Origin of the sequence: Microbacterium aurantiacum, assembly GCF_002872075.1 — a bacterium.
GTDB classification, from domain to species: domain Bacteria; phylum Actinomycetota; class Actinomycetes; order Actinomycetales; family Microbacteriaceae; genus Microbacterium; species Microbacterium aurantiacum_A.
This window is the reverse complement of sequence record NZ_PGGU01000016.1, coordinates 674,982-688,935: the sequence shown is the minus strand read 5'-3', so window position 1 is coordinate 688,935 and position 13,954 is coordinate 674,982. Positions and strand designations below refer to the sequence as shown.

At 69.9% G+C, this 13,954-nt stretch carries 11 protein-coding genes; 7 read left to right on the top strand and 4 right to left on the bottom strand.

All coding sequences use genetic code 11. The annotated features are described in order from the left end of the window. Positions 1–6 precede the first annotated feature (6 nt). A complete protein-coding gene (locus tag CUR96_RS14045) occupies positions 7–1,185 on the bottom strand; it encodes an SLC13 family permease (RefSeq protein ID WP_245861283.1) in 1,179 nt (392 codons plus the stop codon). A gap of 205 nt (positions 1,186–1,390) precedes the next feature. On the opposite strand from CUR96_RS14045, the gene CUR96_RS14040 reads away from it, so the two are divergent. Genes CUR96_RS14040 through CUR96_RS14015 form a run of 6 tightly spaced genes read left to right on the top strand, consistent with a single transcriptional unit; the run spans position 1,391 to position 9,152 of the window. Next, positions 1,391–1,480, top strand: a complete 90-nt coding sequence (locus CUR96_RS14040; RefSeq protein WP_102193891.1) for a potassium-transporting ATPase subunit F — start codon at positions 1,391–1,393, stop codon at positions 1,478–1,480. Next, the gene (kdpA, locus tag CUR96_RS14035; RefSeq protein WP_102193890.1) at positions 1,480–3,159 is read left to right on the top strand and encodes a potassium-transporting ATPase subunit KdpA; all 1,680 of its coding nucleotides are present in this window, start codon (positions 1,480–1,482) and stop codon (positions 3,157–3,159) included. Before CUR96_RS14040 ends, kdpA begins: the two co-directional genes overlap by 1 nt. A 1-nt stretch (position 3,160) precedes the next feature. Then, positions 3,161–5,311 (top strand): potassium-transporting ATPase subunit KdpB, encoded by a 2,151-nt coding sequence (gene kdpB, locus CUR96_RS14030; protein WP_102193889.1) that lies wholly within the window; start codon positions 3,161–3,163, stop codon positions 5,309–5,311. Between the two features lie 27 nt (positions 5,312–5,338). Further along, positions 5,339–5,953, top strand: coding sequence for a potassium-transporting ATPase subunit KdpC (gene kdpC / locus CUR96_RS14025; RefSeq protein WP_102193888.1), 615 nt, complete (start codon positions 5,339–5,341; stop codon positions 5,951–5,953). Further along, complete coding sequence (locus CUR96_RS14020; protein WP_102193887.1) at positions 5,950–8,484, top strand: ATP-binding protein; 2,535 nt, start codon at positions 5,950–5,952, stop codon at positions 8,482–8,484. Before kdpC ends, CUR96_RS14020 begins: the two co-directional genes overlap by 4 nt. Next, positions 8,481–9,152, top strand: coding sequence for a response regulator (locus CUR96_RS14015; protein ID WP_102193886.1), 672 nt, complete (start codon positions 8,481–8,483; stop codon positions 9,150–9,152). The genes CUR96_RS14020 and CUR96_RS14015 overlap by 4 nt, the downstream gene beginning before the upstream one ends. On the opposite strand, the gene CUR96_RS14010 is transcribed toward CUR96_RS14015, so the two are convergent. After that, positions 9,134–9,706 carry a TetR/AcrR family transcriptional regulator gene (locus CUR96_RS14010; RefSeq protein ID WP_102193885.1) on the bottom strand — a complete coding sequence of 191 codons (573 nt, stop codon included), beginning with the start codon at positions 9,704–9,706 and terminating at the stop codon, positions 9,134–9,136. The two genes, CUR96_RS14015 and CUR96_RS14010, sit on opposite strands and share 19 nt — an antisense overlap. A gap of 93 nt (positions 9,707–9,799) precedes the next feature. On the opposite strand from CUR96_RS14010, the gene CUR96_RS14005 reads away from it, so the two are divergent. Continuing rightward, positions 9,800–10,642 (top strand): alpha/beta fold hydrolase, encoded by an 843-nt coding sequence (locus CUR96_RS14005; protein WP_102193884.1) that lies wholly within the window; start codon positions 9,800–9,802, stop codon positions 10,640–10,642. Between the two features lie 198 nt (positions 10,643–10,840). Here the strand turns inward: CUR96_RS14005 and CUR96_RS14000 are convergent, their stop codons facing one another. Further along, the gene (locus CUR96_RS14000; protein ID WP_102193883.1) at positions 10,841–12,922 is read right to left on the bottom strand and encodes an iron ABC transporter permease; all 2,082 of its coding nucleotides are present in this window, start codon (positions 12,920–12,922) and stop codon (positions 10,841–10,843) included. Then, complete coding sequence (locus CUR96_RS13995) at positions 12,919–13,950, bottom strand: iron-siderophore ABC transporter substrate-binding protein (RefSeq protein WP_102193882.1); 1,032 nt, start codon at positions 13,948–13,950, stop codon at positions 12,919–12,921. The genes CUR96_RS14000 and CUR96_RS13995 overlap by 4 nt, the downstream gene beginning before the upstream one ends. Between the last annotated feature and the right edge of the window lie 4 nt (positions 13,951–13,954).

The following is a 13,954-nucleotide window of genomic DNA, read 5'->3' as shown; positions in this document are numbered from 1 at the left end:
CCCGCGTCACCCGGCGACGAGGGCCAGCACCAGAGTCGCCGCCGTGACCGTCGGCACCGCCACGACGAGCCCCCAGAGCATGAAGCGCGGCCAGCTGATCGACACGCCGAGGGCCACGATCCGGTGGTGCCACAGCAGCGTCGCAAGCGATGCCCACGGCGTGATGAGCGGGCCAAGGTTCACACCGATCAGCAAGGCCATCAACGCCACCGGGTCACCGGCGGCGGGCTCCAGGATCAGGTATGCCGGGAGGTTGTTCACGCCGTTGGCGGCGAGAGCACCGATCCCGGCCAGTTGCAGGAGCGCCGCCGGCCCGTGATCGCCGGGCGCCAGCTCGGTCAGGAGATCGAGGATGCCGTGGGCGTGCGCCGTCTCCACCAGCACGAACAGAGCGGCCGCGAGTCCGATCGCGGACCACGGCACCAGACCGAGCCGCAGCACGTGCCGACGCCGTACCGCGAACAGCACGAGAAGCAGCAGCGCTGCGGCGCCGGCGGGGATCCACACGTCGTGCGTCAGGGTGAGCAACGGCAGCAGCACGACGAGCACCGAGGCCGTTCCCCAGAAGAGCACGCGGTCGGACGGCGTCCCCGGCGGCGGCAGGCGGTAGGCGCCGAACAGGGTGCGCCGGTGCACGATCGTGAGGAGCGCGACCGGGATGAGCACGCCGATCAGCGTCGGCGCCCAGCTGAGCGCGATGAACGCTCCCGGATCCCCGCCGATCGCGGGAGCGGCGAGCAGGTTGGTGAGGTTCGAAACGGGCAGCGCGAGGGATGCCGTGTTCGCCAGCCACACTGTGGCGAGCGCGAACGGCAACGGAGAGACGCCGATGCTCTGCGCCAGCACCACGACAACGGGGGTCACGATCACGGCCGTGGTGTCGAGCGAGAGGAACACCGTGCTCACCACGGCGAGCGCGACGACCGATGCCCACAGCGCCAGCACACGGCCGCGACCCCAGCGGGCGAGCCTCTGGGCGAGCACATCGAAGACACCGGCATCGCGGGCGAGTTCGGCGACGATCGTGATGGCGATCACGAACCCCAGGACCGGCACGATGCGCACCCCGAGCGCACCGGCATCCGGAGCCGGAAGGAAGCCGGTGACGACGACGATCACGGCGACGAGCACCAACGCGAGGACGATGATCGTCCCCGTGCTGAGGGTTCGTCGCGCGGCAGTCACTCCGAGAGCATACGGCGCGTGACGCCGTGCCCCGCCGTGAGCAGGCCGCATGCGTCTCGACGAAGCGCGTAGGGGAACCGTGAGGATCCTCGTCGAGGCGCACCGGTCGGAGTTGTATCGACTCCGTGCTCGACATCCTCTACCTCGCGCTGACACTCGCGCTCTTCGCCCTCATCTCGCTGATCGCCCAGGGGGTGGAAGGGCTGTGATCGTGTTCGAGATCCTCGCCGCCGTCCTCGCGCTCGCCGCGATCGGCTACCTCGTGGTCGCCCTCGTCGCCCCGGAGCGGTTCTGATGAGCGCGGGCATCTGGTTCGGCATCCTGCAGGCCGCGACGCTCCTCACAGCTCTCGTGCTCCTGTACCGCCCGCTCGGCGACTACATCGCGCACGTCTACACCTCGGCCCGCGATCTGCGCGTCGAACGCGGCCTCTACCGCTTCATCGGCGTGGACCCGTCGTCCGAGCAGACCTGGCGCGCCTATGCCCGCAGCGTGCTCGTGTTCTCCGCGGTCGGGCTTCTCCTCGTCTACGGCCTGCAGCGGCTCCAGGCGTTCCTTCCTGAGTCGCTCGGCCTCCCGGCGGTCCCCGAGGGCCTCGCCTTCAACACGGCGGCATCCTTCGTCGCCAACACGAACTGGCAGTCCTACTCGCCCGAGCAGACGATGGGCTACACGGTCCAGCTCGCCGGCCTCACCGTGCAGAACTTCGTCTCCGCGGCCGTGGGACTGACGATCGCGATCGCGCTGATCCGCGGGCTCGCCCGCCGCGGCTCGGCGACGATCGGCAACTTCTGGGTCGACCTGGCCCGGGGGCTCGGCCGCCTCCTCCTGCCGATCGCCTTCATCGGCGCGATCGCCCTCATCATCGGCGGCGTCGTGCAGAACTTCGCCGGCTTCACCGAAGTGCAGACCATCGGCGGAACGGCGCAGTCGATTCCCGGCGGACCCGTCGCATCGCAGGAGGCGATCAAGCTGCTCGGCACGAACGGCGGCGGCTTCTTCAACGCGAACTCCGCGCACCCCTTCGAGAATCCGACCGGATGGACCAACCTGCTGCAGATCCTGCTCATCCTCGCCATTCCGTTCGCGCTCCCCCGCACCTTCGGCCGCATGATCGGCGACAACCGTCAGGGCTACGCGATCGCCGCGGTCATGGGCACGATCTTCCTGGTCTCGACCTTCGCGCTCTCGGCGCTGGAGCTTGCCGGGCGCGGCTCGGCGCCCGAGCTCGCCGGAGCGGCGATGGAGGGCAAGGAACAGCGCTTCGGCATCCTGGGATCCACCCTCTTCGGCAGCGCGAGCACGCTCACCTCGACCGGAGCGGTCAACTCGATGCACGATTCGTACACCGCACTCGGCGGCATGATGCCGATGCTCAACATGATGCTCGGCGAGGTCGCCCCCGGCGGCGTGGGCTCGGGACTGTACGGGATGCTCGTGCTCGCCGTCATCGCCGTCTTCGTCGGCGGGCTCCTCGTCGGACGCTCCCCGGAGTACCTCGGCAAGCGCATCGGCCCGCGCGAGATCAAGCTCGCGAGCCTCTACATCCTCGTCGTCCCCGCGCTCGTGCTGGGCGGCACGGCTCTGAGCTTCGCGATCCCCGGGATCCGAGAGGATGTCGAATCGACCAGCATCCTGAACCCCGGCGTGCACGGCATGAGCGAGGTGCTGTACGCGTTCACCTCGGCGGCCAACAACAACGGCTCCGCCTTCGCCGGGCTCACCGCCAACACCCCGTGGTTCAACACGGCCCTCGGCATCACGATGCTGCTCGGACGGTTCCTCCCGATCGTGCTCGTGCTCGCCCTCGCCGGCTCGTTCGCCGCCCAGGACCGCGTCCCGGCCACCGTCGGGACCCTCCCCACCCACCGGCCGCAGTTCGTCGGCCTGCTCCTCGCCGTGACGGTCATCGTCACCGCACTCACCTACTTCCCGGTCCTCACCCTCGGGCCGCTCGCCGAAGGACTCGTCTGACATGACCACCGTCACCTCCGCCCCCGAGACGCAGGATGCCGCGGCATCCGCATCCGCTTCACCCGAGACGTCGCCCCGCCCGTTCGGCTGGGCCCAGCTCGTGCAGGCGCTGCCCGGGGCCCTGCGCAAACTGAACCCGGCGTCTCTCGTGCGCAACCCGGTCATGCTCCTCGTCTGGGTCGGTGCCGCATTCACGACCGCCCTCGCGATCGCGGAACCGTTCCTCGGCGGCCCTGGGGAGTCCGGCGGCACCGCCGTGCCCCCGATGTTCACCTGGGGCATCGCCGTGTGGCTGTGGCTGACGGTTCTCTTCGCGAACGTCGCCGAATCCGTGGCGGAAGGTCGCGGCAAGGCCCAGGCCGCGAGCCTGCGCAAGACCCGCACCAGCACGCTCGCCACCCGGGTCGCCGGGTACGACGCGGTGCGGGATGCGGCCGCGGAGAGCACCGAGACCGCGCAGGTGTCGTCGGCCGACCTGCAGCGCGACGACATCGTGATCGTGAAGGCCGGAGAACTGATCCCCGGCGACGGCGACATCGTCTCAGGCATCGCGACCGTCGACGAGTCGGCGATCACGGGCGAGAGCGCCCCCGTCATCCGCGAGTCCGGCGGCGACCGCAGCGCCGTCACGGGCGGCACCCGCGTGCTCTCCGACCGGATCGTGATGCGCATCACCTCGAAACCGGGCGAGACCTTCGTCGACCGAATGATCGCACTCGTCGAGGGCGCCAGCCGCCAGCGCACGCCCAACGAGATCGCCCTCAACATCCTGCTGGCGAGCCTGTCGATCGTGTTCCTGATCGTGGTGCTCGCCCTCAACCCGATCGCCGCCTACGCCGCGTCACCCGTGAGCATCCCGGTGCTCATCGCCCTGCTCGTCTGCCTCATCCCGACGACCATCGGCGCCCTGCTGTCGGCCATCGGCATCGCCGGCATGGACCGGCTCGTGCAGCGCAACGTACTGGCGATGTCCGGGCGCGCGGTCGAGGCGGCCGGAGACGTGACCACCCTGCTGCTCGACAAGACCGGCACGATCACCTACGGCAACCGCCGCGCGCACGAGGTGCTCCCACTCCCGGGTGTCGACGCCGATGATCTGCTCCGCACGGCCGCGCTCTCCTCACTCGCCGACCCGACGCCGGAGGGCGCATCGATCGTCGAGCTGGCCGCCGGTCGCGGCATCCGGGTCGAGGAACCGGCCGACGCGATCGTCGTGCCGTTCACGGCGCAGACCCGGATGAGCGGGCTCGACCTCGCCGACGGCACGCAGATCCGCAAGGGCGCCGGCTCCGCGATCCGCGCCTGGTTGGGGATCGCCGACGACGGCGAGCTGACGAAGCGCGCCGACGCCGTCGCGCAGAGCGGCGGCACACCCCTCGTCGTCGCAGTGAAGGACGCGTCGACGGACTCGGGGCGTGTGCTCGGCGTCGTCCACCTCAAGGACATCGTGAAGGAGGGCCTGAAAGAGCGCTTCGAGGAGCTGCGCAGCATGGGCATCCGCACGGTCATGATCACCGGCGACAACCCGCTCACCGCGAAGGCGATCGCCGCCGAGGCCGGCGTCGACGACTTCCTCGCGGAGGCCACTCCCGAGGACAAGCTCGCGCTCATCCGCCGGGAGCAGGAGGGTGGCCGGCTCGTCGCGATGACCGGCGACGGCACCAACGATGCCCCGGCCCTCGCCCAGGCTGACGTCGGGGTGGCGATGAACACCGGCACCTCGGCCGCGAAGGAGGCCGGCAACATGGTCGACCTCGATTCCGATCCCACGAAGCTCATCGACATCGTGCGTATCGGCAAGCAGCTGCTGATCACCAGAGGAGCACTCACGACCTTCTCGCTGGCGAACGACATCGCGAAGTACTTCGCGATCATCCCGGCGATGTTCATGGGTGTCTTCCCCGGTCTCGCTGCACTCAACCTCATGCAGCTGCACTCCCCGGCATCCGCCGTGACGAGCGCGATCATCTTCAATGCCATCGTGATCGTCTTCCTCATCCCGCTCGCCCTGCGCGGCGTGAAGTACCGGCCGGCGAGCGCCTCGCAGATCCTGCAGCGCAACCTGCTCGTCTACGGTCTGGGCGGCGTGATCGCCCCGTTCATCGGGATCAAGCTGATCGACCTCGTCGTCAGCCTCATCCCCGGTTTCTGACCCCTCACGATCCGACAAGGAAGAGACATGTCCTCGCTCCGCACCACTGCCCGCACCACCGGAGTCGCCATCCGCGCGATGCTCGTCCTCACGCTGATCCTCGGCGTCGGGTACACCCTGGTCGTCACCGGCATCGGGCAGATCCTCGTCCCGTGGCAGGCGAACGGTTCTCCTCTCGCTGACGGAAAGGGCGCCGTCGTCGGCAGCGCCCTGATCGGGCAGTCGTTCACGGATGCCGACGGCGATGCGCTGCCGGAGTACTTCCAGTCACGCCCCTCGGCGGCAGGCGCCGGCTACGACGGGGCGAGCTCCGGCGGCAGCAATCTGGGTCCGGAGAACCCGGACCTCGTCGCAGCGATCGAGGAGCGTCGGATGACGATCGCGGAACGCGAAGGCATCTCGCCGTCCCAGGTTCCGGCCGACGCGGTCACGGCATCTGCATCAGGACTCGACCCGCATATCAGCGTGGCCTACGCACTGCTCCAGGCACCGCGCATCGCGGCAGAACGAGGACTCCCCGAATCGGAGGTCCGCGCGCTCGTCGAGTCTAGGATTCAAGGGCGGGATCTGGGATTCCTCGGCGAAGAGCGCATCAACGTCGTCGAGCTCAATCTCGCTCTCGATGAGCGGGGGAACGCATGACCGGAGAACGGACGCCGCGACGCGGCCGGCTCCGCGTGTTCCTCGGAGCCGCTCCCGGCGTCGGCAAGACCTTCGAGATGCTCGACGAGGGCCGGCGCCTCCTGGAAGAGGGCCGGGACGTCGTGATCGCGATCGTGGAGACGCATGACCGTGCGGCCACTCTCGCGCAGACCGTCGGCCTGCCCGAGGTACCCCGGCGGATCGACAGCCACCGCGGGATCGAACTCACCGAGCTCGACCTGGAGGCCGTCCTCGATCGGGCGCCGGAGATCGCACTCGTCGACGAACTCGCGCACACGAACATCCCCGGCTCCCGTCATGCGAAGCGCTGGGAAGACGTCGAAGACCTCCTCGAGGCGGGGATCGACGTCATCACCACGGTGAACGTGCAGCACATCGAGTCGCTGAACGCGGTCGTCGAGAAGATCACCGGCGTCGCGCAGCAGGAGACGATCCCGGATGCCGTGGTGCGCAGCGCCGACGACATCGAGGTCGTCGATCTCGCCCCGCAGACGCTGCGCGACCGGCTCGCCGCCGGGCTCGTGTACCCGGCGGAGCGCATCGACGCGGCACTGTCGAACTACTTCCGGCTCGGCAACCTGACCGCGCTCCGCGAGCTGGCACTGCTCTGGCTCGCCGACGAGGTCGACAGCGCGCTGCGCAGCTATCGGGCCGACCACGGGATCGAGGGCACCTGGCAGGCCAGGGAGCGGGTGGTCGTCGCTTTGACGGGCGGGCCGGAGGGCGAGACCCTGCTTCGGCGCGGCGCGAGGATCGCCGCACGCTCCGCGGGCGGGGAACTGCTCGCCGTGCATGTCTCGGCACAGGACGGATTGCGCAACGACTCTCCCGGTGCCCTGACCGCCCAGCGGGCTCTGGTGGAATCGCTCGGGGGCAGCTATCACCAGATCGTCGGCAACGACATCCCGGAGACCCTGGTGGAGTTCGCGCAGTCCGTCGACGCCACGCAGCTGGTGATCGGCGTGAGCCGGCGCGGACGTCTGGCCACGGCGCTCACCGGGCCAGGGATCGGCGCGGAGATCATCCGACATTCCGGCGACATCGATGTGCACATCGTCACGCACGCGGCCGCCGGCGGACGTGCGTCGCTCCCCAAGATCACCGGCGGAGCGCTCGGCTGGCGACGCCAGGTGCTCGGGTTCGCCGTCGCACTCGTGTTCGGGCCGCTGCTGTCCTGGTTGATGTTCACGTTCCGCAGCCCCGAGTCGATCACGGCCGAGGTCCTCGCGTATCAGCTGCTCGTCGTGGTCGTCGCTCTGATCGGAGGGCTGCGACCGGCGCTGTTCGCCGCGGTGCTCTCCGGCGTCACCCTGGATTTCCTCTTCGTCGCGCCGCTGTTCACCATCACGGTCGCCCATCCGCTCCACGTGCTCGCCCTCGCCCTCTACGTCACGATCGCGATCCTGGTGAGCATCATCGTCGATCAGGCCGCCCGTCGAGCACGCACCGCCAAACGGGCCACCGCTGAGGCCGAGCTTCTGGCTGCGGTCGCGGGCAACGTGCTCCGTGGCGACAACGCCGTCCTCGCTCTCGTCGGCCGAACCCGCGAGGCTTTCGGCCTGAGCGGAGTGCGCCTGCTCGGCGCCGACGGCGAAGTGCTCGCCCGCGACGGCGAACCGCTGCCGGACGGCAGGGCGACGACGATCCCGGTCGGATCCGGCGACACCCCGCGTGCGACCCTCGAGCTGCACGGCGGGCCGCTGGACGGCCCGGCCCGGCGCCTGCTCGACGCGATCGTCGCCCAGCTGGCGGCGGCGATCGAGCACACCGACCTGCGGGCGACCGCGCGCGAAGCGGCGACGCTGACCGAGACCGATCAGGTGCGCAGCGCCCTGCTCGCGGCCCTGAGCCACGACCTGCGACGCCCCCTGGCATCGGCCGTCGCCGCGATCGGGGGCCTGCGCGGGGCCGGCGGGCTCTCCGCTTCCGACCGTGAAGAACTCCTCGCCACCGCCGATGAGAGCCTTGTCGCCCTGTCGACGCTCCTCACCGACCTGCTCGACGTGAGCCGGGTGCAGGCCGGTGTTCTCGCGGTGTCCGCATCGCCGATGGATGCTGCGGGAAGCATCCTCGCCGCGATCGACGAACTCGCCCTCGGACCGTCCGACGTCGAACTCGCCCTCGACCCCGCACTGCCTCCTCTGCAGGCCGACCCCGTGCTGCTGCAGCGGGTGCTGGTGAACGTGCTCGCCAACGCCCACCGGCATTCTCCGACCGGCAGGCAGGTCATCGTGTCGACGAGCCGGCTGGGCGAGCGGGCGGAGATCCGCATCATCGACCGCGGAGAGGGCGTGCCCGCAGAACGCCGTGACAGCATGTTCCAGCCGTTCCAGCGCTTCGGCGACACCGACAACACGACCGGGCTCGGCCTGGGGCTCGCACTCTCCCGCGGTTTCACCGAGGGCATGGGCGGTAGCCTGACTCCTGAGGAAACGCCGGGCGGCGGCCTCACCATGGTCATCTCCCTGCCACTGGCTGCAGGACAGCCCGACACGGAGGAGTCGCAGTGAAGCTCCTCATCGCCGACGACGACCCCCAGCTGGTGCGTGCGCTGCGGATCACGCTCGCCGCGCACGGGTACGAGGTCGTCACCGCTCCCGACGGTGCCGCCGCGATCACGGCCGCCGCGCACACGCATCCCGACATCATCATGCTCGACCTGGGGATGCCGAAGATGAACGGCATCGAGGTCATCCATGCGCTGCGCGGCTGGACGAGCGCCCCCATCATCGTCGTCTCGGGGCGCACCGGCTCCGCCGACAAGGTCGACGCGCTCGACGCCGGAGCCGACGACTTCGTCACCAAGCCGTTCCAGGTCGACGAGCTGCTGGCGCGGTTGCGCGCGCTCGCCCGGCGCACGGCGCCCGCGAGCGGGGAGTCGACAGTGAGCTTCGGCGATGTCGTCGTCGATCTCGCGACGAAGGCCGTGACCCGCTCGGGCGCACGCGTGCATCTGACCCCGACCGAGTGGCGGATGCTGGAGCACCTGTGCCGGCATCCCGGTGCCCTCGTCACCCGGCAGGACCTGCTGAAGGAGATCTGGGGCAGCGAGCAGGTCTCCGATTCCGGTTACCTGCGCCTGTACATGTCGCAGTTGCGCAAGAAGCTCGAACAGGCGCCCGCGGCGCCCGTTCACCTGCTGACGGAGTCCGGGATGGGCTATCGCCTCGTGCTGTGAGTCGCGGCGTCGATCAGCACCTCGGCGGCGCTGCGCGCCTGCACCGCCACCTGAGGGTCGGCCGATATCGCGGCGGTGCTCTGCGCCCCCTCGGCGAGGATCGACAGCTGCGCCGCCAGCGATGCGGGCGCCCCTGCGGCGACCACGAGGTCGGCCATGTAGCGCTGGAACGACGCCTTGTGGTCGCGGACGATCGACGCGACTTCGGGGTTCGTGCCGCCGAGCTCCCCGAACGCGTTGATGAAGGCGCAGCCGCGGAAGCCGTCGGTGCAGAACCAGTCCTCGAGGTAGCCGTAGACGGCGAGCAGTCTCGTGCGCGGATCGCTGCCGGCTTCGCCGACCGCGGCGGTGAGCGATGTCTCCCACTCGTGGTGCTTGCGCTGCAGGACCGCGGCGACGATGTCGGTCTTGGCGGGGAACAGCGCATACAGCCGGCGTAGCGACACGCCGGCGGCGGCGCGCAACTCGTCCATGCCGACGGCCGCGTACCCCTTGCGGTAGTAGAGCTCCTCGGCGGCGGCGAGGATGCGTTCGCGGGCCTCTTCTTCGGTCATATCCGTAGTGTACTTGACAAGAGAACGTTCGTTCTCTAGATTGATGACATCAGGCGAGAACGACCGTTCTCCGGAATCAGGAAAGAAGCGATCATGGGCTACATCACCGTCGGCACCGAGAACAGCACTTCCATCGAGCTGTACTACGAGGACCAGGGCGCGGGCCAGCCCGTCGTGCTGATCCACGGCTACCCGCTGAACGGCCACAGCTGGGAGCGCCAGACCCGCGAGCTGCTCGCCCAGGGTTACCGGGTCATCACGTACGACCGCCGCGGGTTCGGCCAGTCGTCGAAGGTGAACGCCGGCTACGACTACGACACGTTCGCCGCCGACCTGAACACCGTGCTCGAGACCCTCGATCTTCGTGACGTCGTGCTCGTCGGCTTCTCGATGGGCACCGGAGAGCTCGCCCGCTACGTCGCCCGCTACGGCCACGACCGCGTCGCGAAGCTCGCCTTCCTCGCCTCGCTCGAGCCGTTCCTGGTGCAGCGTGACGACAACCCCGAAGGCGTCCCGCAGGAGGTCTTCGACGGCATCGCCGCAGCGGCGAAGGGCGACCGCTACGCGTGGTTCACGCAGTTCTACAACGACTTCTACAACCTCGACGAGAACCTCGGCTCGCGGATCAGCCAGGAGGTCGTCACGGCCAACTGGAACCTCTCGGTCACCAGCGCACCGGTCGCGGCCTACGCCGTCGTCCCCGCCTGGATCGAGGACTTCCGCGGCGACGTCGAGGCCGTCCGCGCCGCCGGCAAGCCGACGCTGATCCTGCACGGCACCAAGGACAACATCCTGCCGATCGACGCCACCGCCCGCCGCTTCCACCAGGCGGTGCCGGAGGCCGACTACGTCGAGGTCGAGGGAGCGCCGCACGGACTCCTGTGGACCCACGCCGACGAGGTCAACGCCGCTCTGAAGGAGTTCCTCACCAAGTAGCGGCTCGCCGCAGCATCCGCTCGTCTCCCCGGAGGCGGGCGGATGCCGCGTTCAGCCATGAGCCGTGCTCCGTGTCAGGAGAACCGCTCCGCGTCAGGAGAATCCGGGCAGAATCCTCCTGCGCACGGGACTCCTCCTGTGCACGGGATGGGTCTCGCCGTCCGGATCAGGCCCGCCGTGGCCGGGCCGCCAGCCGCCTCACGCGTCGCGTGAGCGCCAGAGCAGCCAGACGAAGTACGGCGCACCGAGCAGGGCGACGATGAGCCCGGCCGGCAGTTGCGCCGGCAGGATGATCGTGCGGCCGAGGGTGTCGGCGAGCGCGACGAGAACGGCGCCGAGCACCACGGACACCGGGATCACGCGGGAGTGGCGCGAGCCGACCAGCGCCCGAGCCGCGTGCGGGGCGACCAGCCCGACGAAGCCGATCACGCCGACAGCCGCAACGCTGAACGACGCGAGCACGGCTGCGAGCAGCAGCAGCCAGAGCCGGGTGCGTTCGAGGCTGATGCCGACCAGGCGCGGAGTGTCCTCGTCGAGCGACATGACGTCGAGCTCACGGCGGGCGGCGAAGATGAGCGGCAGCGCGATGGCGAGCACGATCACGACCGGGATCACCTGATCCCAGACCCGCCCGTACGTGGTGCCGGACAGCCAGGTGTAGATCTTCGGGGTGTCCCACGGGTTCGCCCGGAGCAGGAAGAAGGTCGTCAAGGCGGTGGTGCCGTAGGAGACGCCGATGCCGATGAGGATGAACCGATCGGCGTTCAGGCCTCGGCGCCAGGCCAGGCCGTAGACCAGCGCGAACGCGAGGAGCGAGCCGACCAGCGCGGCGGCGATCATGCCCGCCGTTGACGCGACGGCACTGGTCACGACGAGCACCGCACCGAGCCCGGCGCCGCCGGTGACGCCGAGGATGCCGGGGTCGGCGAGCGGGTTGCGGCTCACCGCCTGGAAGACGCCGCCCGACAGCGCGAGCGCTCCGCCCGCGACGGCCGCGGCGACCACGCGAGGAGCGCGCTCGTCGAGCGAGAACGAGATGAGCGGCGACGCGTCGCCGTGCATCCACAGCGCGATGTCTCCGGTGAGCAGCCAGGTGCTGCCCGCGAGCAGTCCAAGCAGCACGGCGCCCGCGAGCGCCGCCACGGCGATCACGAGGACGAGCCGGAACCGCCGTTCGCTGCGCACGCCGAAGCGCACCTTCGGAGGCTCCCGCGTCGGTCCGGAGTCGCGCAGCCGGCGCGCCATCAGCACGAGCACGACGGCGCCGAGCAGCGTCGTGGCGACACCGGTGGGCACCGCGATCGCCGCCTCCGCCCCGATGATCGCTCGCAGCAAGGCGTCGGAGAGGATCACGACGATCGCGCCGAGCAGTCCGGAGACCGGGATGAGCAGCACGTGGCGGTGCAGGCTCGGCACCACGCGGGCGAGCAGTCGCGCGAGCACGGGGGCGCACAGTCCGACGAATCCCATCGGGCCTGCGAGCGTCACCGAAACGGCGATCAGCACCACGGCGAGCAGGATGCCGACGACGCGGGTCGACCGGATCGGCACCCCGAGCGACGAAGCCGTGTCGTCGCCGAGCGCCAGCACGTCGAGGCGCCGGGAAAGGACGAGGGCGATGATCGTGACCACCACGACGACGGGCGCGGACTGCAGGAACGCGTCCAGACCCAGCTGCGAGAGGCTGCCGCTGCCCCAGGCGAAGAGACCCTTGGTCTCCTCGTCGAAGAGCACGAGAAGCGTCGACGTGCAGGCCTGGAAGGCCAGTGCCAGCGCGGACCCGGCGAGGATGAGCCGCGTCGTCGACGACCCCGCACCGCCCGCAAGTCCCAGGACGATACCGGCGGCGATGATGCCTCCGGCGAAGGCGACGGCGCCGGACGCCCACACCGGGACCGCGATCCCGAACGCGGCGACGGCGGTGACCGCCAGGTACGAGCCGGCCGTGACACCGAGCGTGTCGGGGGAGGCGAGTGCGTTCCGCGCGAGGGATTGCAGCAGCACGCCTGCGACGCCGAGCGCGACGCCCACCGCCGTTCCCGCCGCGAGACGCGGGATGCGGGAGCCGGCGAGGATCTCGGCGTTCGCGAAGACCGCGCCGCTGGTGCCCTGCGTCAGGTGCCAGCATCCGATCGCCACCAGCACGAATGCCAGGGCGAGCAGGACGCCGACTCCGCCGAGGCGGGAGCGCCCGGCCCCGTCGGCTTCTGCCTCCGGCGAGGTTTCAGGCGTCTGAACCCCGCGTTCGGCGGAAACGGACGGGAGCCGGGCGGCGGTCACTTCGAGAGGATTTCGAGGTACGCGTCGATGATCTGCTCGGTCGAGCGCGGCCCGCCGAACATCCAGATCCCCTCGGGGAACGCATGCACACGGTCGCTCTGCACGGCGGGCAGCGATGCCCAGACCGGGTTGCCCTCGACGGCGTCCATGAAGATGGAGCCGTCCTCCTCGCGGGTGCCCGAGTAGAACAGAGTCGCGTCGCCGACAGCGGTCATGCCCTCGATGTCGGTCTGGCCGAGGCCGTAGGCGGCATCGACCTCACCGGTCCAGGCGTTGGTCAGGCCGAGGCCCTCCCCGATCTCGCCTACCAGCGAGCCCTGTCCGTACGGGCGCAACGAGACGTTGCTGCCGTCGAGCCAGCCGTCGAAGAAGACGAAGCTGTCGGTCTCGGGCGCGAGGTCGGCGACCTCGGCCTTTGCGTCGGCCAGGTGCGACTCGAACTCCTCGGTCACCTCGGCGGCACGCTCCTCGCGACCGGTCGCCTGGGCGATGAGGTCGAAGGTGCTCAGCATCTGCGCGATCGGGTCGGCCGCGTCGGCGCCGAGCGTCGCGAGCACCGGCACGCCGTACTCCTCGAGCTGGGCGATGATCGCGTCGTCGCGCGTGTAGGCCTCGACGATGACGAGGTCGGGTTCGGCGGCGAACAGGGCGTCGAGGTTCGGTTCCTGGCGCGTGCCGACGTCGACGACGTCCTTCGGCAGTTCCTCGGCCTTGACCCACGTGTTGTATCCCTCGACGTCGGCGACGGCGATCGGGGTGACGCACAGCGTGAGCGCGTCTTCGATCTGCTGCCACTCGAGCACGGCGATCCGCTCTGCGGGCTTGTCGAGCTCGATGGTGCGGTCGAATGCGTCGGTGACGGTCACGGCATCCGTCGACGTCGCGGTGGTGTCGGCGGCGCATTCCTCGCTGGACGCTGCCGACGGCTTGTCCGTGCCGGTCGAGGTCGGCTGCGTGGTGCCGCACGCGGTGAGCGCGAGCAGCAGCGCGCCGCCGAGGGCGAGCGCGGTCAAGGGAGTCTTCTTCATGGTT

What these genes read in the sequence shown, in the direction of transcription:
- kdpA (WP_102193890.1), top strand. Translation starts at nt 1,480, where the DNA reads ATGAGCGCGGGCATCTGGTTCGGCATCCTGCAGGCCGCGACGCTCCTC.
- kdpB (WP_102193889.1), top strand. Translation starts at nt 3,161, where the DNA reads ATGACCACCGTCACCTCCGCCCCCGAGACGCAGGATGCCGCGGCATCC.
- kdpC (WP_102193888.1), top strand. Translation starts at nt 5,339, where the DNA reads ATGTCCTCGCTCCGCACCACTGCCCGCACCACCGGAGTCGCCATCCGC.
- CUR96_RS14020 (WP_102193887.1), top strand. Translation starts at nt 5,950, where the DNA reads ATGACCGGAGAACGGACGCCGCGACGCGGCCGGCTCCGCGTGTTCCTC.
- CUR96_RS14010 (WP_102193885.1), bottom strand. Translation starts at nt 9,706, where the DNA reads ATGACCGAAGAAGAGGCCCGCGAACGCATCCTCGCCGCCGCCGAGGAG.
- CUR96_RS14005 (WP_102193884.1), top strand. Translation starts at nt 9,800, where the DNA reads ATGGGCTACATCACCGTCGGCACCGAGAACAGCACTTCCATCGAGCTG.
- CUR96_RS13995 (WP_102193882.1), bottom strand. Translation starts at nt 13,950, where the DNA reads ATGAAGAAGACTCCCTTGACCGCGCTCGCCCTCGGCGGCGCGCTGCTG.